Raw genomic sequence first — 21,945 nt, forward strand, 5'->3', positions numbered from 1 at the left:
GAGGCGTCCATGCTGGAACCGATCGGTCTCGACGCCGCCGAGGAGGACGTCTACCGGCAGCTGATCAGCCGCCGCTCGGCCCGGGTCGAGGACCTCGCCGAAGCCACCGGCCGGTCGGTCATCGAGGTGGGCGCGGTGATGGCCGCCCTGGTCGAACGGGGACTGGCCACCGGCGGCGACTCCGACTACGTGCCGGCGCCGCCGACCGTCTCGCTCGGGGCGCTGCTGCGCCGACGCCAGGCCGACCTGCGCGAGGCGGAACTCGCGGTCGTCGCGCTCGCCGAGGAGTACCGCACGGCGGGGCAGCCGGCCGACGTCATCGAGATCATCACGGATGTGCACGCCGTACGCCGCCGGTTCTTCCAGATCCAGGAGGCCGCGCGGGAGGAGGTGCGGTCGATGGTCGTACCGGATCTGCGGGTTGTCCCACATCGCCAGAACACGGCGGAACGCGCGGCACTGCGCCGCGGCGTGCGATATCGCGCGCTGCTCGACCGGCGCGCGCTCTCCGGTCCGGAGATGGCCGCCGACGTACGCGCGAGCCTCGCCGCCGGCCAGCAGATCCGGATTGCCGACACGGTGCCGGTCAAGATGATGATCGTGGACAGTGAGACCGCTTTGCTCCCGCTGCACGGCGACGACTCGGCGGCGTCCGTCCTGATCCACCGCAGCGGCCTGCTGTCGGTGCTGATCTCGTTCTTCGAGGCCGAGTGGAAGCGTGCCTACCCGCTGCGGGCCGGCGCCGGCCCGGCCGGTCTCGTCGAGACTCAGCCGGGCGACCTCGACGACCTGGACCGGGAGGTGCTCACCCTGCTGCTGGCCGGGCTGACCGACCAGGCGATCGCCGGGCAGCTCGGCCTGTCCGCGCGCACCCTGCACCGGCGGATCCGCCAGCTGATGGGCAAGGCCGGCGTGGACACCCGCGTCCAGCTGGGCTGGGTGGCCGCCCGCAAGCAGTGGGCGTGACTGTCGTCAGAGCAGGCGGAAGTCGGCGTAGTCGAAGCCGGGCGCGACCACGCAGCTGACCAGCACCGGCTCGTCGCCGGCCGGGACGGCGGTCTGCCACACGCCGGCCGGCACCAGCACCTGCGGGCGCTGCCCGGCCGCCAGATCCGGGCCGAGCAGCGCGATCCGGCCCTCGCCCGGTGTCTCGCCGGACCCGCCCAGGCGAAGCTCGAGCGGGCCGCCGGAGTGCCAGAACCAGAGCTCGTCGGAGCGGACCACGTGCCAGGCGGAGACCTCACCGGGATGCAGCAGGAAGTAGATCGCGGTGGCCGCGCTGCGCGGCCCGTCATAACCACTGGGCTCGAAGGAGACCGGCGACCGCCACGTCTCCCGGAACCAGCCACCCTCGGGATGCGGTGCCATGTCGAGCTGCTCCGCCAGCGGCGGCCGTTCCGTCATGGTCGTCGATGGTATAGCGCCGGCATACGACTTTCGGCAGATTCGCCGGGCGGCCGGTTGCGGAAGACTGGGGCGATGGAACGGCAGCGCGTGATCGATGCGTTCGTTGCGGAGATGGTGACCGCGGTCCACCCCGATGACCCGGAGCGGGCCGCGGCGCTGAAGGCATGGTTGCCCGCGGAGCTGCCGCCCGCGCCGACCGCCGACCAGGTGGACGCGTGGATGGAGCTGGGCGAGCTGGCGGCCGACCCGGCGTTGCGGCAGTGCCTGCGCACGATCGAGGGGGAGCCGCCGGGCGAGATCACGCACGGGCCGGTGCTGGAACGGGTGCGGGCCGCGGTGCGGGCCGGCGTGGATCCGGCCTCGGCGGAGGGCCGGAAGATCGCCGCGACGATCGCCGGTGACCTGCCGCGGTCACGCTGGACCGAGCTCGCCGGGCAGGTGGAGAAATACTCGGACGCCCGGTACGAGCGGTATTGGGCGTTGCTGATGGTGCTCAACGGTCAGCCGGCCTACCCGCCGGCGGCGCCGCTGTTCGCCTGGTTCGCCGCGGCCCTGCGGGCGGGCTGAGCGTCAGCCCGCCGGGGCCAGGGTCGGCGCGTCGTACTGCTGCCAGGTTCCGGGCCGGGTTCGCTTGGCCCGGTACATGGCCAGGTCGGCGTCCTCGACCAGGCCGTCCGCGTCGCGGCCGGGACGCCGGTGTGCGATGCCGACACTGGCCCTGGTGTGCACGGTGCGCCCCGCGATGCTGACCGGCTGCGCGATCGAGTCGATCACCCGCTGGGCGATGTCGTGGGCCTGCCGGTCACTGGTCAGCGGCTCCAGCAGCACCGCGAACTCGTCGCCGCCGAAGCGGGCGGCCATGTCGGTGTCGCGTACGGCGGCGCGCAGCCGGTCCGCCACCGCACGCAGCAATTCGTCGCCGGCGGCGTGGCCCAGCGTGTCGTTGACCTGCTTGAACAGGTCGAGGTCCAGGTAGAGCACGGCGGCTGGGGCGTCGCCGGCCAGGGCCCGCTCCAGGCGTTGCCGGAACAGGGTGCGGTTCGGCAGCCGGGTCAGCGGGTCGTGTTGCGCCTCGTGCACGGCGGCGACGTTGTGCGCCCCGGTGAGGGCGAGGCTGGCCTGCTCGGCGAAGGCGGCCAGCACGTCTCGCCGCTCCTGATCGCCGATGTCACCGTCGTGGCCGGCGAGGACGAGGGCGCCGGCCACCGCGTCACCGATGCGGACCGGTGCGGAGAGCAGATCCGGGTCGGTGACGAGCGTTTCCGGTGACCGGCCGGGACTGCGGTTGGCCGAGGCGACGGTCAGGTCGGCCGGGTCTCGTACGTCGCGCAGCACCAGCGCCACGGTCACGTCGCCGAGCAGCGCCGCCGCGCCCTCGGTGATCGAGTCGAGGACCTCCTTGATCGGGGTGCCCTGGTTCGCCGACCGCTGCACGCGCAGCAGGGTCTCCAGGAGCCGTTCCCGGCGTTCGAGGGCGTGCAGCAGGACCAGGCGGGTCTCGGCGAGGTGCCGCTCGTTCTCCAGGGTGCGCAGGCCGCGCAGCGCCAGCCCGAGGACCCGTGCCATGCCCTGCAGCATCTGCCGTTCCTCGGCGGCGAACGCCGCGTCGGTACGCGCGACGATCAACCGTTCGTCGCTGTCCCGGTCCAGCAGGTGCACGGTGACGTGGGCCGGGCCGAGGCCGGGGAGGCGCACGGCGTCCGTACCGGCGGCGAGGCCGGTGAAGACCTCGGGGTCCGGGTCGCGGCCCAGACCCACCGACGAGGTGACGGCGTCGCCACGGACGACGGCCGCCACCTCCGCGTCGGTGCACTCGGCCGCCCGTTGCACGGCGATCCGGGCGGCGCTGGTCACGTCACCGGCCCGGGTGATGGCGCTGAAGAACTCGGTGAGCTGAAGTGTCGACCAGCCGGCCATCAGCTCACCGCGAGGGCGACCACGGTCAAGTGGTGCATGCCCTTCGCGTCCGGCTTCCGGGCGATCTCCCCGTTGGAGTAGAAGCCGCCGTACGGGACGGGCTTCATGGCGTCGCGCAGCCGTTCGGCGGCGAGCTCGGTCTGGTCGTCGCCGAGGGCCATCGGGCGTACGCAGCAGTCGAAGACGAGCACTCCGATCGGGGCGACCTCGGCGATCGCCTCGGTGGCGGCGACCGCGGCGTGCGCGGCGGCGTCGACGATCGCCTCCGAGTCGGCCGCCATGAGCCAGACCATTGCGCCCTCGGGGGTGTCGGCCAGTCCGGAGATCGACCGCTCGGCCGGGTCGGCCGCGAATATGATCCGGATGTCCTCGCCGGTGCGGCGGGCCAGGCCCAGCGGGCGCACGGTGGCGAAGTTCAGGAAGGCGGCCGGGTCGGCGGTCAGCTCCGGGGTGCCGCCGGTACTGCGCAGATAGACGTCGAGGGCCGGCTCACCGTCCAGCTCGTAGATCTTGCCGCCCTCGCTGCGGGTGACGACCATCGGGTCGCCGGTCTTGTGCCAGCCGTGCGCGATGCCGATGCCGAACGGCGACGACGAGCCCAGCGTGGCGCCGAGCACCGCGTTCGACAGCACCTTCACGTCGCGGCCGGAGCTGAAGAAATGCCACGTGCCGGTCTGCGTGACGTCGTCGCCGGCACATCCGCCGACCAGCGGCACCTGGGCCCCGGCCACCGAGTACGCGCCACGCACCATCTCCTGCTGGTCACCGCTGCGCCCGTCACCGAGCAGGAGTACGACCCGGTGCTCGGCGTCGACGTCGTCGAGGCTGGACGCGGCGGTCACGCCGGCGTCGTACAGGTCCATGCTGCGGTGCGGTACGGCGCGTACCGAGGCGGAGAAGCCCGGCCCGCCGAGTGCGTTGACGACGACACCGGATCCGCGCCCGTCGGTGGTGAACTCACCCGAGGTGGAGCAGCCGATCATCAGCACGTCCCCGCCGGCGGCGGCGTGCACCGCGGCCGCCATCTCCGGGGTCGCGTGCGACAGCGAGGCGAAGACGATCAGCAGGGTGGCCTGGCGGCCGCCGAGCGCGGCACGGCAGGCCTGCGCCCCGGCCTCGGCGGGATCCGCCAGCAGGCTGCGTCCGACACCGAACCAACGCTCCTCGGGCCCGTTCAATGCGCGCTCCCTCCCCGGGCCCGCGGGGGCGCGAGCCGTACGGCCCTGTGCATCGGCGCCGGCCGGGCGGACATGAGGGGAACGGGTGGGAGGGCGCCGCGCGTACCTCAGCGATCCGGATTGAAGCTGATCCACAGCACGACCCGGTCGTCGGTGGCCGGCCCGGTGTGTGCCATCCGGTCGAGCAGCGTGCGGCACGGATCGCCGGCGCCCTCGCGGACCACCGCGCCGGCGGTCGCGGCCAGGCGGTCCAGGCCCGCGTACATCGATTCGTACCGGCGTTCCACCAGGCCGTCGGTGTACCAGATGAGGTGCGAGTCGGCCGGGACCACCAGTTCGGCGTCGCGCCGGGAGTTGGGTTCCACCGCGACCGGCATGGACCGGCCGTCCCACAGGTACTCGCCGTGCCCGGCGGTGACCAGCAGTGGTGGCGGATGCCCGGCACAGGCGTAGCGCAGCTGCCTGGTCCGGGGCTGGTAGTCGGCGTAGCCGACGGTGCACATCCGGGCGCCGTGGATGAGAGCGCTGGCCTCGTCCAGCCCGGCGAGCACCTCGGCCGGGCCGGGCGCCGACTGGGCGAGGACCCGCAGGATGGCCTGGAGGCGGGCCATCGCGGCCGCCGCGGCCAGGTCGTGGCCGACGACGTCACCGACGGCGAAGCCGATCCGGTCGCCGGGCAGGTGGAAGACGTCGTACCAGTCGCCGCCGACGTCGTGGGTGAGGTCGGCGGGCCGGTAGCCGGCGTCGACCTGGACGCTGGGCAAGCCGGTGGCGTACGCCGGCAGCAGCGCCTGCTGGAGCTGGCGGGCCGCGCTGACCTCCCGCTCGTACAGCCGGGCCCGGCGCAGGGCCTGCGCGGTGAGATCGGCCAGGGTCTGCGCGAAGGCGATGGTGTCGTCGTCGACCACACTGCCGGCGGCGAACTCGAAGCCGAGCGCGCCGAGCACCGGCCCGTCGTGGTCGGTGACGGGTACGCCCAGTTCGATCCGGCCGTTCGCCGGGTCGCCGTCGAGGGCCGGGCGCCCGGTTCGTGCGGCCCGCGCCAGCGCCCGGTGCTCGGCGGTGTGGACCAGCCCGTCCTCGGGGTCGGCGAGCGCCACGACGCACAGCTCGCCGAGCAGCCGGCCCTCGGCCACCGCCGCGGCGATCGCCGCGGACGTGGGTGCCCGGGCCAGCTGGGCGGTCAGCGACTGAACCGCGGCGACCCGCTGCCGGGCGGCGCGTTCGGCGTACGTGTCCGAGCGGGCGCTGTCGCGTTCGGCCACCCCGACGGTCAGCAGGCACGCGCCGACCACGGCGACGGCCAGGAACAGCTGCAGGGTGGCGGTCTTGAAGGCGATCGGTCCCTGGAGGGCGGCCCACGGCCCGTACCCGACGCTGGTCATGATGTTCGCGGTGACGGTCATGGCCAGGCCGGCCGTCATGGTGATCGCCAGCCGCTGCTGGAAGCCGAACCAGAACAGCAGCGGGATCGGCAGGTAGAACAGCGGCAGGTGCTGCGGCCAGAAGCTGACGGCGGTCACCGCGACGGTGAGCAGCACGGCCAGGGCCCACCGGGCGGCCGGTGCGGCGCCCGGCGGCGGCCGGTGCCGCCAGGCGAGCACGGTGCCGGCGACGGTCAGCGCGCCGGTCGCGTCGCCGGCCCAGAACGGCAGGAAGGCCTCCACCCAGGCCCGGTCCTGACCGATGGCGATGGTGGTGCCGCCGACCAGGGCACCGACCAGGGGACCGGCCACGACGCAGCAGCCCAGGAACGCGAGCAGGTGCCGGCGCTGGGTCAGATCCAGCCGGCCGGGTACGAACCGGCGCAGCAACACCGCACCCACCAGCGGTTCGGCCGTGTTGGCGAGCGCGAAGCCCAGCGCCGACGCGAGGTGCAGGCCGTGCGAGACGTCCACGGTGACCTCGGCGACGGCGACCGTGAGCAGGATCCAGGGCCACTGCCGGGCCGGGCAGAGCAGCAGCGCGGACAGGGTGACGCCGGAGGGCAGGAACAGCACCACGATGGAGGTGGCGTCGAAGACGACGAAGGCCAGCTGAGCACCGACCGTGTACGCGATCGCGACCAGTACGACGACCAGCCAGGTCGGGCGATCACGCGGCCCGGCCCGGGTCATCCGGCGTCGTGCTCCGGCACCAGCAGGGGTAGCACACCGGTGATCTGGAGCGTGACGAGAGCGACGCCGTGCACGTTGACCAGCCGGTAGTCGATGCCCTGCTCGGTGGCCACCGCCCGGACGCAGATCAGCGCCTCCAGGCCGGTGGAGTCGCAGAAGCTGACCTCGTCCATGTCGACGAGCAGGTGCCGGGGGCGTATCTCGCGGACCACCTCTTCCAGGTGCTCGCGTACGCCGCCGCTGCTGGCCAGATCCAGTTCGCCGGCCAGCGCCACCCGCACGGTCTGCCCGTCGTGCTGCCGGGTGATCCTCACGAGGCGACCTCTCCGGGATAGGGCTGGAGTTCGACGTGCACACACTTGCCGCGGCCGTCGTCCTGTACGTACCAGCGGACGGAGAGGGCGTCGATGAGCATCAGGCCCCGGCCGCCCCGGTCGTCGGGCGGGCGCCGGCGGGGCAGTTCGGCGGAGTCGTCGGCGACCGACAGCAACACCGTGCTGCCGCGGGTCATCATCGTGATCGGTACCGACCCGGCACCGCCGTGCTGGACGGCGTTGGTGACGAGCTCACTGACCACGACGGCGACGGCGTCCAGCCATCGAGGCTCGGTGAAGCCCCAGGCGTGTAGCGACGTCGTGACCTGATGACGCGCTTCACCCGGCGCGTTCAGACCGGCGGGAACGTCTATCCGGACACTTCGCTGGCTCATGGAATCCTGCCTGCCTGCCGCTGGTTCGCGGACTTCATGAAGGTACTCCATGGCCGGCCTGCATAGATTCAGGTACACACTCGCGTGTGCGGTGAGGGCGGGAACTGGGGGTGGCTACTCATCAGTACGTTGTCGTACCCTGTCGGCGGCGCTGTGACGGCCATCACTATGACGGAGGCCCGGATGAACGAGCAAGCCGCCTGGGAGCAAGCGCAACAGTCCGCCCCGCCATCCGTGGGCGCGTTGCTTGCCGACCGGATCGCCCGGACTCCCGACGCGGAGGCGTACCGGTGGCGGGGGCCGGACGGCGGCTGGCAGTCGCAGACCTGGGCGGAGGCCGGGCAGGTGGCTCAGGAGATCGCCGCCGGGCTGCTCACCCTCGGCCTCCAGCCGGAGGACCGGGTCGCGATCATGTCGGGCACCCGGATCGAGTGGATCCACGTCGACCTCGGCGTCATGTGTGCCGGCGGTGCGACCACCACGATCTACCCGACCTCGTCGATCGAGGACGTGACGCACATCCTCGCCGACTCGGGCAGCCGCTTCGCCGTGGTGGAGAGCGCCGAGCAACTGGACAAGGTCACCGGCTCGGCGGTCGAGCACGTCATCCTGATGGACGGCACCGATTCGCGGGCCCTCACCCTGGCCGACCTGCGCGAGCGGGGACGGGCACTGCCCCCGGAAACGGTCACCAAGGCGACGGTCGCGGTCACCTCGGACCACCTCGCCACGCTCATCTACACGTCCGGCACGACCGGGCGGCCCAAGGGCGTACGGCTGCCGCACCGCTGCTGGATCTACCAGGCCACCGCGACGCAGGCGGTCGACCTGGTCGGCCCGGACGACCTCGGCTATCTGTGGCTGCCGCTCGCGCACGTGTTCGGCAAGGCTCTGGGTGCCGCCCAGATCGCGATCGGCCACGCGACCGCGGTCGACGGTGACGTGACCCGGATCATCGAGAACCTGCCGGTGGTCAAGCCGACCGTGATGCCCGCCGTACCGCGGGTCTTCGAGAAGGTGCACGCCGGCGTGCTCGCCGCCGCGCACAAGGACGGCGGGGTGAAGGCCCGCCTGTTCGACTGGGCCGTCGGCGTCGGCCGGCGGGCCGCCCGCACCCGCCGGGCCGGGGAGAAGGTTCCGGCCGGGCTGGCCGTCCAGCACCGGATCGCCGACAAGCTGGTCCTGAGCAAGGTACGCGCCCGGTTCGGCGGGCGGATGCGCTTCTTCCTCTCCGGCTCCGCCGCGCTGTCCGCCGACATCTGCGAGTTCTTCGACGCCCTCGGACTGCCCATCCTGGAGGGGTACGGGCTGACCGAGACCTCCGCCGGGGCCTTCGTCAACCGGTTCGACCACCTGGAGTACGGCACCGTCGGCCTCCCGCTGCCCGGCACCGAGGTCCGGATCGCCGAGGACGGCGAGATCCTGATCAAGGGCCCGGGCCTGATGGACGGCTACCACGGGTTCGGCGCGGCCGACGAGTGGCTGCACACCGGCGACATCGGCGAGATCACCGCCCGCGGCTCCCTGAAGATCACCGACCGGAAGAAGGACCTGTTCAAGACGTCCGGCGGCAAGTACGTCGCCCCGCAGGCGATCGAGACCCGGTTCGCGGCGATCTGCCCGCTCTCCGCCCAGATGGTGGTCTACGGCGAGGGCCGCAACTACGTCACCGCGCTCATCGACCTCGACCCGGTCGCCGTGCGCACCTGGGCCACCGAGAACGGCGTCACCGGCGACACCCACGCCGACCTGGTGCGCTCACCGCAGCTGCGTGCCGCCGTCGACGCGTACGTGGCTCAGCTCAACGCCGCCCTCGGCCGCTGGGAGACGGTCAAACGGTTCACCATCCTGGAACGCAACCTGAGCGTCGAGAACGGTGACCTCACCCCGTCTCTGAAGCTGCGCCGGCGCCTTGTCGAGCAACGCAATTCTCACCTGCTCGACGAGCTTTACACCGGTTGACGGCGCTACCCTGGCCTGGATAGCTTCACCAGCGACAACCGAATATTTCGCCGCTCAACCGCTGCGGGAGAGTCCCCTTCACCGGGGCGCCGAAGGAGCAACTTCTCCCTCAGAATCTCTCAGGCCCAAGTACCGCTGCGGTCAGGCGACTCTGGAAAGCCGTGCCGGTCCGCCGGTGCGCGCCCAAGGTGCAAGCCGCCGCAGGCGGTGAAGCTCTCAGGCCCCATGACAGAGCGAGGGAGGCCCACCGCTACCAGGGAGCCTCCGCATGGCCGTGTCCGTCTTCGACCTGTTCTCGATCGGCATCGGCCCGTCGAGCTCACACACCGTCGGGCCGATGCGCGCCGCCCGCCTCTTCACACTCCAGCTCACCGGTCTGCCGGTGACGACCGTGCGGGCCGAGCTGTTCGGATCGCTCGGTGCCACCGGCCACGGCCACGGCACCCCTCGGGCGGTGCTGCTCGGCCTGGCCGGGGAGGAGCCGGAGACGGTCGACACCACTCTCGTACCGTCCACCGACGGCCTCGGCTTCGAGGTGGACCTCGTGCTGCACCGACGGCGGTCACTGCCCGGGCATCCCAACGGGATGACCTTCACCGCTTTCGGCGCCGACGGCGCCGAACTGCTGCGCAAGACCTATTTCTCGGTCGGCGGCGGCTTCGTGGTCGATGAGACAACCGGCGGGGTACGCGCGGACGACACGCCCCTGCTCTACCCGTTCTCGACGGGCGGCGAGCTGCTGTCGCTGACCCGGGCCACCGGCCTGTCGATCTCCCGGCTGATGCTGGCCAACGAGACGGTGTGGCGTCCGGCCGACGAGACGCGCCGTGGTCTGCTGGGCATCTGGGCGGTCATGCGCGAGTGCGTCGACCTGGGGCTGGACGCCGAGGGGATCCTGCCGGGCGGGCTGAAGGTGCGCCGGCGGGCCGCGGCGACCGCCCGTCAGCTCCGGGCGGCTGGGACCCCCGAGCTGCTGGCGATGGAGTGGCTCACGGCGTACGCGATGGCGGTCAACGAGCAGAACGCGGCTGGCGGCCGGGTGGTCACCGCGCCCACCAACGGCGCCGCCGGGATCATTCCGGCCGTGCTGCGCTACTACCTGGAGTTCGTGCCGGGCGCCTCCGAGGAGGGCGTGGTCCGGTTCCTGCTCACCGCCGGTGCGATCGGCCTGCTGTTCAAGGAGAACGCGTCGATCTCCGGTGCCGAGGTCGGGTGTCAGGGCGAGGTCGGTTCGGCGTGCGCGATGGCGGCGGCCGGGCTGGCCGAGGTGCTGGGCGGCACGCCGGAGCAGGTGGAGAACGCGGCCGAGATCGGGATGGAGCACAACCTGGGGCTGACCTGCGACCCGGTGGGTGGTCTGGTGCAGATCCCGTGCATCGAGCGCAACGGGATGGCCGCGGTGAAGGCGGTGACCGCCGCCCGGATGGCGCTGCGTGGCGACGGCCGGCATCACGTCTCCCTCGACAAGGTCATCAAGACCATGAAGGAGACCGGGGCCGACATGAAGATCAAGTACAAGGAGACGGCCCGCGGTGGACTCGCCGTCAACGTCATCGAATGCTGACCGGGTTCGCCCGACCCGGCGACAGGTTCTGACCCACGGGTTGACCGCCGCGAGCGCCTTCGCACTGGGCAGCGCGGGAACTCTCGCCGTCACCCGGTGGGCCGAGCGGGGCGAGATCCCGCCGGCCGCGGCACCGGGCGCGCTCCTCGACGACGCGAGCCGGCTCAACCCGACGGCGGTCCGCGGCGTGCTGTTCGCCTCGCCGTCGGCCGACGACACCGCCCGGACCGTGGCGCCGCTGCTGCGCCGTATCGCCGCCGGCGACGACCCGGCGCTGGCGGTCGCCGGCGTACGGCACTCGATGGGCGGGCAGAGCATGCTCGCGGGAGGCTGGGTGCTCGACACCCGGCCGATGAACCAGATCACGCTGGACCGTGCGGCCCGGGTGGTCCGCGTCGGCGCCGGCACGACGTGGCGCGACCTCATCCCGGTGCTGAACGCCGCCGGGCTCTCGCCGAAGGTCATGCAGTCGAATCACGATTTCTCCGTCGGCGGCTCGCTCAGCGTCAACTGCCACGGCTGGCACGCCGCGCACCCGCCGATCGCCGGCACGGTGCGCCGACTGCGCCTGCTCACCGCCACCGGCGACGTGCGGACCTGCTCGCCGAGCGAGAACCCGGAGCTGTTCGGATCGGTGCTGGGCGGCTACGGCCTGTTCGGCGTGATCCTCGACGCCGACCTCGAGGTGTGGCCGAACGCGATCTACACGCCGCACTTCCAGTCGATGCCGGCCAGCGAATATGCCGCCACGTTCGCCGCCGAGGTGTACGCGCCGGGCACGACCACCGAGATGGCGTACGGGCGGCTCTCGGTCGATCCGCGCAGCTTCCTGGAAGAGGCGATCCTGGTCCGGTTCGAACCCGAACCCGGCACCGCCGGCACGGTGCTCCCGCTGACCGAGCCGGCCGCACCGGAACTGCAGCGTGCCGTCTTCCGCAACTCCGCCGGCAGTGGCCCCGGCAAGGCGCTGCGCTGGGGACTCGAACGGGAGGCCGCACCCTGGCTGGCGCGCCCGCTGAGCCGCAACACCATCCAGAACCAGCCCGCGGCGGTCTACGCCGACCACTCGGCGGAGACCTGCGACATCCTCCACGAGTACTTCATCCCGCAGCGGCGGCTGTGGGAGTTCGTCCAGAACGCCCGGCGTGTCATCGAGCCCAGCGGCGTCGAGCTGCTCAACGTCACCGTGCGCGACGTCCGCCGGGACACCCGCACCGCGCTCGCGTACGCCCGCGAGGACGTGTTCGGGCTGGTCATGAACTTCCGGCAGGAGCGCACCGGGCCGGCGGACGAGCGCATGCGGAAACTGACCCGGTCACTGATCGACGCGGCTGCCGAGGTCGGCGGCACGTTCTACCTGCCGTACCGGCTGCACGCCACCGGCGGCCAGCTGCGCCGCGCGTACCCGGGCTGGGACGCGGCGATGGCGGCCAAGGTCCGGCTGGATCCCCGGCTGGTCTTCCGCAACGCCCTGTTCGACACCTACGGCTGACGAACCGTGCGTCGCCGCGGCGGGCCCGAGCCGATACGGTCGGCGGCGTGATCGTCGTGGTGAGCGGGCCGAGCGCGGCCGGCAAGACGACCTGGTGCCGCGAGCATTTCACGGACCACGTGGTTCAGGAGTACGCGCCGACCGGGGCGGAGCCGGCGGACGCCGCGCCGGAGTTCTGGTGCGAGGTGAACTGCGGGCGCTGGCGGGAGGCGCTGCTGCGGGAGGCCGATACCGGGCTGGCGGTGTGCGACGACGACCCGATGAAGCTGCATTACACGTGGTCGCTGGCTCGGCTGGGCCTGGTGGAACCGGCGGTCTGGCAGCGTGAGGTCGAGGTCAACCGGGAGGCGGTCGCGGCGGGTCGGCTCGGGTTCGCGGATCTCATGCTGGTGTCGATCCCGGCGACGGAGGAGTTGTGGCGCCGCCGCACGGGCGATCCGGCTCGCCGGCGACGCAACTTCGAGCTGCACGTACGGCTGGCCGAGCCGTTGCGGGAGTGGTATCAGGCGGTCGAGCGAGCGGATCCGGGCCGGGTGCGGTGGGAGTTGCGGGCGGACGATCCCCCGGCGGAGCGGGCGGACCGGTACGACACGACGCTGTTCGACGCGGTCGTCGCCGGTCTGGCACAGGATGTTTCCCGGCGGTCGCGCTGCGGCCCGGTGTAGTTGATGATCGCGGGGAACAGCGGGGACTGTCGGCTCGCCGTACGGAAGAATGTCCTGAGGCTTTTTGATCGCCCGGAGGGAGCACGAAGATGCAGCAGGTGAAGGCCGTCATCGCGCGGGCGAAAGGCGCACCGGTCGAGCTGGTGACGATCAACGTGCCGGATCCCGGGCCGGGTGAGGCCGTGGTGAAGATCCAGTCGTGCGGGGTGTGCCACACCGACCTGCACTACCGGGAGGGTGGCATCAACGACGACTTCCCGTTCCTGCTGGGGCACGAGGCGGCGGGTGTGGTGGAGGCCGTCGGCGCGGGCGTCACCGATGTGGCGCCGGGTGACTTCGTGGTGCTGAACTGGCGTGCGGTGTGCGGGCAGTGCCGGGCCTGCAAGCGCGGCGACCTGCACTACTGCTTCGCCACGCACAACGCGAAGCAGAAGATGACCCTGAAGGACGGCACCGAGTTGTCGCCGGCGCTGGGCATCGGGGCGTTCGCGGAGAAGACCCTGGTCGCGGCCGGACAGTGCACCAAGGTGGACCCGTCGGCGCGTGCGGCCGCGGTGGGCCTGCTGGGCTGCGGGGTGATGGCCGGCATCGGTGCGGCGATCAACACCGGTGGAGTGGCCCGCGGCAAGTCGGTCGCGGTGATCGGCTGCGGTGGCGTGGGTGTGGCCGCGGTGGCCGGCTCGGCGCTGGCGGGCGCGAGCCCGATCATCGCGGTGGACATCGACGCCCGCAAGCTGGAGGCGGCCCGCAAGCTGGGCGCCACCCACCTGGTCGACTCGTCGAAGACCGACCCGGTGGCGGAGATCAAGCGGATCGCCGCCTCGGTTTATGACGGCGCCGACGGCGCGGATGTGGTGATCGAGGCGGTCGGCCGGCCGGAGACGTGGAAGCAGGCCTTCTACGCCCGGGACCTGGCCGGGGTGCTGGTGCTGGTGGGTGTGCCGACGCCGGACATGAAGGTGCCGGACCTGCCGCTGATCGACGTGTTCGGCCGCGGCGGCGCGCTGAAGTCCAGCTGGTACGGCGACTGCCTGCCGAGCCGCGACTTCCCGATGCTCGTCGACCTGTACCGGCAGGGGCGGCTCGACCTGGACGCGTTCGTCACCGAGGAGATCGGCATCGAGGACGTGGAGGCCGCGTTCGCGAAGATGCACGGGCACGCCGAGCCGGTGCTGCGTTCGGTGGTGATCCTGTGAGCGCGGCGCGGGTCGGTCACGGGGTGGTCGCCGGGACCTTCAGCCTGGACGGTTCGACGTTCGACGTGGACAACAACATCTGGGTGGTCGGCGACGACACCGAGTGCGTGGTGATCGACGCGCCGCACAGTGTGGACGCGATCCTCAAGGTGGTCGGTGACCGGCGGGTCACGGCGATCGTCTGCACGCACGCGCACGACGATCACGTACGGGTGGCGCCGGAGCTGCGGACGCGTACCGGCGCGCCGATCCTGCTGCACCCGGCGGACCGGCCGCTGTGGGAGCTGACCCACGGCACCGGTACGGCGTGGGACAAGGACCTGGCCGACGGGGACCAGATCAAGGCCGGCGGCACGACGCTGACGGTGCTGCACACGCCCGGTCACGCACCCGGCGCGGTCTGCCTGTACGCGGCCGAGCTCGGACAGGTGTTCACCGGCGACACGCTGTTCCAGGGCGGGCCGGGGGCGACCGGGCGGTCGTACTCGGATGCCGATCTGATCGTCGCGTCGATCCGGGAGAAGCTGTTCGCCCTGCCGGAGCAGACCGTGGTGCATACGGGCCACGGACCGGACACGACGATCGCCGCCGAGCGGGACCGTTAGACATCACTCCGGGGTCAGGGTGGCTGTCCGCTTCTTCAGGGGTCGTCACCCGGGTTGGCCGCACGGCTGACGTGACGTTCGGTAGCCGGGACTGGCCGGGTGGCGGCCGGTTTCGCGGATCGTGGTGGAGCGCCCCACGACGGCACCGCGGCCGGGTCGCGTGGCGAGCCATCGCGGCCGGTCCTGCTCGCAGCGCGACGGACTGGTGTTTCCCGGCGGCCGCGGTAGGGCCGGAACGGACAGCCCGGCTCGCGCCGGGGAGGACGGGCACGGGTCGGCTTCGGCAAAGACGCCGGTCACCCGTACCGATGAAGCAGCGCCACCGGCAAGCAAACCTCGACCAGTAGTCAGGGTGCCAAGTGGTGATCTTGCTTGGCCCACGCTCAACGCTGTCTCAACGGCCGCCAGACAGCACCCACGTTGGGCCGGCATGCCCGGGCGGGCGGCCGGTGACCACCGGCCGGGCGCAAGTGGCTCTGCGGACCGTGAGTGGGCACCCCGGCCAAACCCTGACCCCGGAAAGCGGCCTATGCGATCAGGCTGGTCAGCGCGGACGGCAGGCCGCGGCCCTCGCGGGCCAGGCGGTCCCGTTCCGCGCTGACCTTGCGGGCCAGCGCCGGGTCCCGGAACTTGGTCACCACCCGGGCGACCGCACCCTGGAGAGCCGGCACCGAGGTCAGCGACGCGTAGCGGATCAGCGCGTCGGTGGCCGCCGGTGTCGGATGCCGCTCCAGATAGCTCAGTGCGACCTGGGCCCGCCAAGCGGGCGTGGTCGGCACCTTGACCAGCCGCAACGCCAGGAACTCACCGAGCCGGCCGCCGAACTTGGCGGTCAGGTTCTCCACCACGCCGTCGACCGGCGGGGTGCGCACGATCGTGTCGGCGAACCAGTGCTCGACGACGTCCAGATAGCGGTCCGCCCCCTCGAAGCCGGGGTCGGCGTCCGCCCAGTCCAGCATGACGTGTGCCATCAGCCGGGCGATCGGATCGTCGGCCGACAGGTTCGACTCGAGGACCTCGGCGTCGGCCGATTCGCGCAGGCCGGCCTCGGCCCTCAGGTACGCCTCGTCCTCGCCGGCCAGTGCCTTGGCGAACAGGGTCTCCGCGTTCATCTCTCGAACTCCCACCACTTGGCCGGCTTGGCGGTGCGCAGGGTGTTGGTCGCGCAGTGGACCTCACCCTGCCGGACGTGGTAATCGTCCCAGTTGTCGATCCAGTCGACGGTCAGCCCGAGCGGTCCCAGCTTGTCCGTCACATCCTTCTCGAATTGGTCGTCGGCGCCGATCAACGGCCCGAACGGCCGCGGCACCACGCAGTGCTTGTTGAGTAGCAGGATGTTCACCACGTTGCCGGTGAGCGCGTCGGCCCGGGTGGGTAACGGCGGGTTCGGCATGAAGATCACCGGAAGGTCGATGACGTCGGACGCGGCGAGCCCCAGCTCTTTGATCAGTTTCTTGCGGACGCCGTCGATGTCGGTCTGCCGGTTGCGGTTGAACACGCGCAGCGGTCTCGCGGTGTGCGCGACCAGGCCGGCGGCCACCATGTCCCGCAGTTCGGGGTGGAAGTCGTCGCGCAGTTTCAAGAAGTCGCTGATCGTGCGTTCCACCAGGGTGTCGCCCGGCGCGGGGAATCGGACCAGCAGCTTGCGGCCTTTGAGGATCGGCTCGCTGCCGTGCGTCGCCTTCAGCTTGTCGAGGATCTCGTAGGCGCGGCGCGGGCTGGGCAGCACCAGCTTGAACCCCTTGCCGGACGGCGCCGGGACGAACGAGATCACCTCGTCGACGTGGCCGACCGAGAGCCAGCCGGTGTTCACCTCGATCGGGTCCTGCACGATCTGGGCGCGCAGGAAGTCGCGGACCTTGGGATCGAACGTGTCGGCGCCACGGCCCGGCCCGAAGTAGACGCGGCCGAACGGGTAGTGCTTGCCGCCGACCGTCACCGGGGGAGTGGCCTCCAGGTTGCCGGTGGAGTCGAAGGTGTTCGCCAGGGCCACGTCGCCCTCCACCAGGAAACCCAGGTCCGGAGCGAGCATGTTGCGCGCGGCGGTGTCCAGGCCCCGTGGCTGCGGGGAGCGCAGGACGCTGCGCAGGGTCGCGCCGGGCACGCTGGCGTACCCGAACTCACACGCGTCCTGCATCCAGATGTCACCGGCGACCAGGGGTAGCTCGACCAGGGTGCATCCGGCGGCCGTGACGTGTGTGGCCAGTGCGGCCCGGAACGCGCTGTTGAAGGGGCCCGCGTCGACCACGAAGACCTTCTCCGCGGGATCGAGGTGGTTCGGGATGATCCACGGTGCGACGCGGACGGTGGCGATCTGGTCGGTGACGGTTCCGGCCGGATCGGTGGTGCGCAGGGTGAGCGTCACCTCGCCGGGGAAGCCGGGACCGGCGTAGCGGACGCCTTCCATGGCGAGGTCGATGCGCGCCGGGGTCAGGTCGGCGAACCGGTGGCTCGCGGCGGTACCGGGGCCGATGATCTCGGGCGCGCCGGCTGCGGTGCCGGCGAAGATCCGCAACGCCGCCTGGTTGTCCACCCGCAGTTCGAGGACGGTGCCGGCGGGTGCGGCGGCGGTGCGCTCGATGGACAGGGCGGTGAGCTCGGCGGCGTCGTTGCCGGGGTCGACCGTGGCGTCCTCGTTGTCGGGCCGGCCGGTGGTGCCGTCGTCGTCGTTGTTGACCAGGACGACCGCGCCGTGCCCGGCGGCGCCCCACTTCCAGCCGGGTATCGCCTCGGTGAGGGCACCGGAGCGGGCGGTGTCGATGAGCAGTTTGAAGAGCGGTGCCGGGGGCGGTGCCTTGCCGGGTGCGAAGGCCTCGAGCAGCGGCCAGGTCACCGGGCCGATCTTGCCGTCCCGGCCGATGCCGGCGCAGGCCTGGAACGCCTTGGTGGCCAGCTCGGTGGCCTCGCCGAACTTGCAGTCCACGACCAACGGCAGCTGTTTGCGGCTGAGCAGGGTGGCCGCGGTCTTCCCGGCGAAGCCGGGGTCGGCGCAGGTGAGGGTGCCGGCCTGCTGCTGGGCGAGGAACTCGTTGAGGCACTGCTGGGCGTAGCCGACGACCGGGCGTTTCGAGCCGCGCTTGATCAGCGGGTGCGGGCCCTTGCCGGTGGGATCGGGCTCGGGATCCGGGACGCAGACCGGGCCGGAGACGGCCTCGGCCGCTTCGAAATCCGCGTCTTCGGTCTCGGCCGGGATGGTTCGCGGCTGCGGGCGCAGGATCAGGACGTGGCCGAGGACGGCTCCGTCCGGGCCGGTGACGCGGCGGGCGTACCGGTCGGCGCGCCGGTGCGGCGCCGGATCGATCACCTGCACATAGCGGCCGGGCAGGGCGGCGTCGGCCCGCAGGCCGACGCGGGCCAGCTCGTGCCGGCCGCGCAAGCGCCCATTGACGACAACCCCGATCGATGCGTACGGGCTGCCGCGCCCCCGGGTGAGCAGCAGATCACCGGCGCGCAGTTCCGGCCGGGCCTGCTCCGGACGTCCCACCACCACGAACATCCCGGCGGGTGGTGGCGGCCCGCTCCCGGCGAACATGTCGAACAGCCGGGCGACCGTGGTCCCCGCCGGCAGCGGGCCACACCCGGCCGCCGCGAGCACCTGATCCAGCCATCGCCGGCCGGGCCGGGCCCGCTCGGCCAGCTCCGCGTCCAGCCGTTCCACCAGATCCTCGCCGGCGGCGGAACTCAACTTCCCGGTGGGATCGCGCACGACGTCCTCCTCTGCCTCGCCGCGGCCCGGTGGGCAGGCCGACTGGGCGGCGGCGGCGATCTGGGCGACGGCCCGCAGACCGGACTGCAGCGCGCCCTCCATGTATCCGAAGAATCCCGGCGAGGTCTGCTCGCCGGCGAAGAACAACCGGTCGCGGAACGGCCGGCTCAGGTTGCGGACGACCGTGGTCACCTCGCCGGGCGCCGGGATCGCGTACCCGGTGCCGATCCACTTCTCGTTCGGCCAGTCCGCGAAGAGCCGCCCGTTGAGCTGCTTGCGGTAGCCGGGGTAGAGCCGGTCCATCCGGTCGACGTAGCGGGCCGGGTCGAGGACGAAGCCGCCGCCGGAGTACACCGACAGGCACCAGCCGCGGGGTGGCACCGGCTGGTTGTCGGTGCCCTCCCAGACGCTGCCGAGCTGGTCCCACAGCGCGCTCGGCGCCAGGCCGGCCTTCTCCCAGAACCGGGTGTCGAACGCGCCGAGGAACTTCACCGCCGGGCCGTGGCTGACGGTGTAGTCGGCGGGGCGGAAGGCCGGGGTCGCTTCGACGCGCGGCCACACCGGCGGCGGTGCGGCCAGGACTACGTACGCGAAATCCGCCGAGCCGCCGGGGGTGCTCACCCGTACCCCCTTCGCGTTGATCTCCAGAGCGGTGACCGGCGTGTTGAGCCGCAGCGCACGCAGATTCTTGGCCAGGTGCTGGGCGAGCTGCTCGTTGCCGCCCTTGCAGCGGTGCGTCTCGGTCTTGTTCCAGTAGCCGAGCGGGTCGCCGGGTGTCGCGTGCGCGCGTACCGCGGTGAGGAAGCCCAGGTAGCTCTGCCGGGACAGCGGCGCGCACTGGTCGTTCTCGGTGATGAACTCGAACAGGCGCCGGGCGATGCTGGACGCCCTGCCGAACATGTCCGGCTCGCTGAGCCGCTCGGCGAGCGACTTGGCGTCCAGCCCGGCGGCGCCGGGGGCGGTCCACGGCTGCGACGGCGGCACGGTGGCGGCCTCGGCGGCGATGACCCGCTTCACGCGGGTCATCTCCCGGTTGGCGGCGGCGAGCTGGTCCGGCGTGAGGTCGGTGTCGCCGAGGCGTATCCGCGCGTCCGGGGCCTTGCTGAGCTCCTCCAGTTCGAGCCCGAACGTCTTCTTCAGCACCCACCAGGTGAGGTGGTTCTCGCCGATCAGCTCGGCGCCGGCCTCGACGACCTTGCCGTTCACCAGGGTGCTGTCGGTGCGGACCCGGCCACCGACGCGTCCGGACGCCTCGAAGACGGTGACCGGGAACCCGCCGTCCTGCAGGGCCCAGGCGGCCATCAGCCCGGCGAATCCGGCGCCCACCACGGCCACCGGGAAGCTCGCGGGCGAACATCCGGGCGGGGTGGCCCCGGCGCACCTGCTGTCGAGGGCGCGCAGCGTGGTGGGGCCGACCACCGGGTCGTTCGGCCGGATGCCGTGGGCGTTCTTGAACCGCACCACCGCTCGGCCGGTCTCGGCGCCGAAGCCGCCGTCGGCGCCGTAGCGGGGCAGCGGGTATCCGGCCGCGATCAGTGCCTCCTGCACCTTGCGGACCGCCGGGCCACGGCTGAGCACCGGCGCCGGGACCGGTGCGGTGCCGGGCGCGCCGAGCCGCAGCCGCCCGGCGAGCACCTTGGCGAGCTCCGGGTCCCCGGCGAACCTCGGGCAGCGCAGCGCTGAGTCCACGGTCTCCACCTCCATCACCCCGGCCGGCCGGACCGCGGCGAGTACGCGTACCGGATTGAGATATCCGCTGCCCAGCCGCAGCCGGTCCGCGCCCGCCGGCGGCGGATCGCATCCGGCCAGCACCGCCCGCCGGGTCTCCTCGATGGACAACTTGCGGCCCGCCACCTCGAACAGCAGGGCGACCGTGCCGGTCACCGCCGGCGCGGCCATGCTGGTGCCGGACATCCGGATGTAGGGCGGCCCCGGATCGGGCCCGCGTGGGCGCGAGCGCGGACCCGGCACCCGCACGCCGGGCGCCACCAGGTCCGGCTTCTGCCGGCCGTCCCGGGTACGCCCGGAGCTGCTGAACCGCCCCGGCGGCCGCTCGGGGAGACCGGAGTCGTAGGCGCCCACGGTGATCGTCCGGTACCCGTTCGCGATGGTGCCGACGGTGGTCCGCGGATCCGCCGCCTCCGGCGGGAACCGGGACTGGCACGACCGGCAGCCGCTGTCGCGTTCGATCCAGGCGTGCACCCGCCCGTCGACGACGTCCTCGCCGGTGAGCACCAGCTCCCACACCGGGACCTCCGGCGCCGGCTGGAGCACCACGCTGACCTGGTGGTCGTGGGTGAGCGGGTCGTCGGCGCGGTGGTGCACCCGGGCCACCTCCCGGCCGCCGACCTCGATCGTGCCCCGGCCGCCGAGCGGGACCACGCAGCGGTGCCGCCCGCCGGGAGTGGTCAGCTCGACGCCGAGCCGGTCGCGGCCGGGATACCAGAGGTCGACCTCGTTGGGCGTACGGTCGGCGAGGTCGACATCTACGCGTACCCGCTGCACCGCGCCGGGCCGCAGCAGCCACGAGGCGTGCGTGCGGCGCTCGAAGTAGTTGCCGCAGCTCTGCACGATCGCCCGGCCGGGTGCGGCGGTGAGCAGCCAGTCCATCGCCTGCTCGACCAGGGTGCCGCCGGTGTGCGGACCGGCGTGCCGGCCCAGGCTCAGGTTGATCACGCAGGGCCGGTCACCGGCGGTCCGCAGGATGAAGTCCAGCGCTTCCAGCAGCTCCGCGGAGTCGCCCAGCGGCGTCGGCCCGGCGGACGCCTGCCGGCCCAGGCTGACGAAGACCAGCTCGGCCTCGGGTGCCATGCCCACCGGCCCGCCCGCGCTGCCGTTTCCGCAGGCGATACCGGCCGTGTGGGTCCCGTGTGCGCCGAACCCGGCGTCGAAGGCGGCCGGGTGGTAGCCGAGCGCGTGGTACGGGTCCGGCCGGCGCAGCGCGTCGTCGATGGCGGCGGCGTCGAGGATCCGCCCGTACCCGTACGGCTCGGCCCGGCCGCCGGTCGCCGGCCGGTGGTCCCAGAGAGCGAGCAGCCGGGTACGGCCGTCCGGGTGGCGCAGGTCCGGATGGGCGAAGTCGCAGCCCCAGTCGACGCAACCGACCACGACGCCGCGGCCGGTCGCGGTCAGCCCGGCCGGGCGGCTGCCGTCCAGCGGCCCGGCCGGCTCGGCTTCACCGGCCCCCTCGGCGGGCGGCTCCAGGTCCGGCGTGTACCTGCGGGGCGCCTTCACGCTGACCGTCGCCGGGTCGGACCAGACCGTGCCGATGGCGGAGCGCCGCACCCGGGCGGTCGCGATGGCGCCGAACCGGCACACGATCCGGACCCCCGGCGGGGGCTGCGCCGGGTCGTGCAGCCGGAGGATGACCGCGACATCGTCGGCGGGCTCGCCGCCGGCCGCCAGGTCCCGCAGGGCCGGATCCATC

At 72.5% G+C, this 21,945-nt stretch carries 16 protein-coding genes and 2 riboswitches; of the genes, 8 read left to right on the forward strand and 8 right to left on the reverse strand.

What is annotated here, in order from left to right:
* Positions 1-9: 9 nt before the first annotated feature.
* On the forward strand, positions 10-966 hold the full coding sequence (locus I4J89_RS25675) for a LuxR C-terminal-related transcriptional regulator (protein WP_196416613.1): 957 nt from the start codon (positions 10-12) through the stop codon (positions 964-966).
* 6 nt (positions 967-972) lie between these two features.
* Here the strand turns inward: I4J89_RS25675 and I4J89_RS25680 are convergent, their stop codons facing one another.
* On the reverse strand, positions 973-1,404 hold the full coding sequence (locus I4J89_RS25680) for a cupin domain-containing protein (protein ID WP_196416614.1): 432 nt from the start codon (positions 1,402-1,404) through the stop codon (positions 973-975).
* Between the two features lie 75 nt (positions 1,405-1,479).
* Here I4J89_RS25680 and I4J89_RS25685 point away from each other — a divergent pair, with 75 nt between their 5' ends.
* The gene (locus tag I4J89_RS25685) at positions 1,480-1,974 is read left to right on the forward strand and encodes a hypothetical protein (protein ID WP_196416615.1); all 495 of its coding nucleotides are present in this window, start codon (positions 1,480-1,482) and stop codon (positions 1,972-1,974) included.
* A 3-nt stretch (positions 1,975-1,977) separates the two neighbouring features.
* Here the strand turns inward: I4J89_RS25685 and I4J89_RS25690 are convergent, their stop codons facing one another.
* The 5 genes from I4J89_RS25690 to I4J89_RS25710 form a co-directional block, all read right to left on the reverse strand.
* Positions 1,978-3,324, reverse strand: coding sequence for a GGDEF domain-containing protein (locus I4J89_RS25690; protein WP_196416616.1), 1,347 nt, complete (start codon positions 3,322-3,324; stop codon positions 1,978-1,980).
* A complete protein-coding gene (locus tag I4J89_RS25695; protein ID WP_196416617.1) occupies positions 3,324-4,502 on the reverse strand; it encodes an FIST signal transduction protein in 1,179 nt (392 codons plus the stop codon). Before I4J89_RS25695 ends, I4J89_RS25690 begins: the two co-directional genes overlap by 1 nt.
* A 107-nt stretch (positions 4,503-4,609) precedes the next feature.
* The gene (locus I4J89_RS25700; RefSeq protein ID WP_196416618.1) at positions 4,610-6,619 is read right to left on the reverse strand and encodes a SpoIIE family protein phosphatase; all 2,010 of its coding nucleotides are present in this window, start codon (positions 6,617-6,619) and stop codon (positions 4,610-4,612) included.
* On the reverse strand, positions 6,616-6,933 hold the full coding sequence (locus I4J89_RS50935; RefSeq protein WP_196416619.1) for an STAS domain-containing protein: 318 nt from the start codon (positions 6,931-6,933) through the stop codon (positions 6,616-6,618). Before I4J89_RS50935 ends, I4J89_RS25700 begins: the two co-directional genes overlap by 4 nt.
* Positions 6,930-7,328 carry an ATP-binding protein gene (locus I4J89_RS25710; protein ID WP_196416620.1) on the reverse strand — a complete coding sequence of 133 codons (399 nt, stop codon included), beginning with the start codon at positions 7,326-7,328 and terminating at the stop codon, positions 6,930-6,932. The genes I4J89_RS50935 and I4J89_RS25710 overlap by 4 nt, the downstream gene beginning before the upstream one ends.
* A gap of 183 nt (positions 7,329-7,511) precedes the next feature.
* On the opposite strand from I4J89_RS25710, the gene I4J89_RS25715 reads away from it, so the two are divergent.
* The 6 genes from I4J89_RS25715 to I4J89_RS25740 all read left to right on the forward strand — a co-directional run bounded on the left by I4J89_RS25715 (position 7,512) and on the right by I4J89_RS25740 (position 14,812).
* Complete coding sequence (locus tag I4J89_RS25715; RefSeq protein ID WP_196416621.1) at positions 7,512-9,290, forward strand: AMP-dependent synthetase/ligase; 1,779 nt, start codon at positions 7,512-7,514, stop codon at positions 9,288-9,290.
* A 54-nt stretch (positions 9,291-9,344) separates the two neighbouring features.
* A riboswitch (glycine riboswitch) is annotated at positions 9,345-9,435 on the forward strand.
* Between the two features lie 4 nt (positions 9,436-9,439).
* Positions 9,440-9,524, forward strand: a riboswitch (glycine riboswitch).
* 34 nt (positions 9,525-9,558) lie between these two features.
* Complete coding sequence (locus tag I4J89_RS25720) at positions 9,559-10,854, forward strand: L-serine ammonia-lyase (protein WP_196416622.1); 1,296 nt, start codon at positions 9,559-9,561, stop codon at positions 10,852-10,854.
* Between the two features lie 40 nt (positions 10,855-10,894).
* Positions 10,895-12,346, forward strand: coding sequence for an FAD-binding oxidoreductase (locus I4J89_RS25725; protein WP_196416623.1), 1,452 nt, complete (start codon positions 10,895-10,897; stop codon positions 12,344-12,346).
* 47 nt (positions 12,347-12,393) lie between these two features.
* Positions 12,394-13,011, forward strand: a complete 618-nt coding sequence (locus tag I4J89_RS25730; protein WP_196416624.1) for a hypothetical protein — start codon at positions 12,394-12,396, stop codon at positions 13,009-13,011.
* A gap of 89 nt (positions 13,012-13,100) precedes the next feature.
* On the forward strand, positions 13,101-14,207 hold the full coding sequence (locus I4J89_RS25735) for an S-(hydroxymethyl)mycothiol dehydrogenase (RefSeq protein ID WP_196416625.1): 1,107 nt from the start codon (positions 13,101-13,103) through the stop codon (positions 14,205-14,207).
* A complete protein-coding gene (locus I4J89_RS25740) occupies positions 14,204-14,812 on the forward strand; it encodes an MBL fold metallo-hydrolase (protein WP_196416626.1) in 609 nt (202 codons plus the stop codon). The genes I4J89_RS25735 and I4J89_RS25740 overlap by 4 nt, the downstream gene beginning before the upstream one ends.
* A gap of 527 nt (positions 14,813-15,339) precedes the next feature.
* Here the strand turns inward: I4J89_RS25740 and I4J89_RS25745 are convergent.
* On the reverse strand, positions 15,340-15,924 hold the full coding sequence (locus I4J89_RS25745) for a type 2 periplasmic-binding domain-containing protein (RefSeq protein WP_196416627.1): 585 nt from the start codon (positions 15,922-15,924) through the stop codon (positions 15,340-15,342).
* Complete coding sequence (locus tag I4J89_RS25750; RefSeq protein WP_196416628.1) at positions 15,921-21,944, reverse strand: protein-arginine deiminase family protein; 6,024 nt, start codon at positions 21,942-21,944, stop codon at positions 15,921-15,923. Before I4J89_RS25750 ends, I4J89_RS25745 begins: the two co-directional genes overlap by 4 nt.
* Position 21,945 lies beyond the last annotated feature (1 nt).

The sequence above is a fragment of the Actinoplanes aureus genome (genome assembly GCF_015704865.1).
GTDB classification, from domain to species: Bacteria; Actinomycetota; Actinomycetes; order Mycobacteriales; family Micromonosporaceae; genus Actinoplanes; species Actinoplanes aureus.

Bases quoted from the DNA above. Each gene is read 5' to 3' on its own strand.
- I4J89_RS25675 (WP_196416613.1), top strand. From the start codon at position 10: ATGCTGGAACCGATCGGTCTCGACGCCGCCGAGGAGGACGTCTACCGG.
- I4J89_RS25680 (WP_196416614.1), bottom strand. From the start codon at position 1,404: ATGACGGAACGGCCGCCGCTGGCGGAGCAGCTCGACATGGCACCGCAT.
- I4J89_RS25685 (WP_196416615.1), top strand. From the start codon at position 1,480: ATGGAACGGCAGCGCGTGATCGATGCGTTCGTTGCGGAGATGGTGACC.
- I4J89_RS25690 (WP_196416616.1), bottom strand. From the start codon at position 3,324: ATGGCCGGCTGGTCGACACTTCAGCTCACCGAGTTCTTCAGCGCCATC.
- I4J89_RS25700 (WP_196416618.1), bottom strand. From the start codon at position 6,619: ATGACCCGGGCCGGGCCGCGTGATCGCCCGACCTGGCTGGTCGTCGTA.
- I4J89_RS25710 (WP_196416620.1), bottom strand. From the start codon at position 7,328: ATGAGCCAGCGAAGTGTCCGGATAGACGTTCCCGCCGGTCTGAACGCG.
- I4J89_RS25715 (WP_196416621.1), top strand. From the start codon at position 7,512: ATGAACGAGCAAGCCGCCTGGGAGCAAGCGCAACAGTCCGCCCCGCCA.
- I4J89_RS25720 (WP_196416622.1), top strand. From the start codon at position 9,559: ATGGCCGTGTCCGTCTTCGACCTGTTCTCGATCGGCATCGGCCCGTCG.
- I4J89_RS25735 (WP_196416625.1), top strand. From the start codon at position 13,101: ATGCAGCAGGTGAAGGCCGTCATCGCGCGGGCGAAAGGCGCACCGGTC.
- I4J89_RS25745 (WP_196416627.1), bottom strand. From the start codon at position 15,924: ATGAACGCGGAGACCCTGTTCGCCAAGGCACTGGCCGGCGAGGACGAG.
- I4J89_RS25750 (WP_196416628.1), bottom strand. From the start codon at position 21,944: ATGGATCCGGCCCTGCGGGACCTGGCGGCCGGCGGCGAGCCCGCCGAC.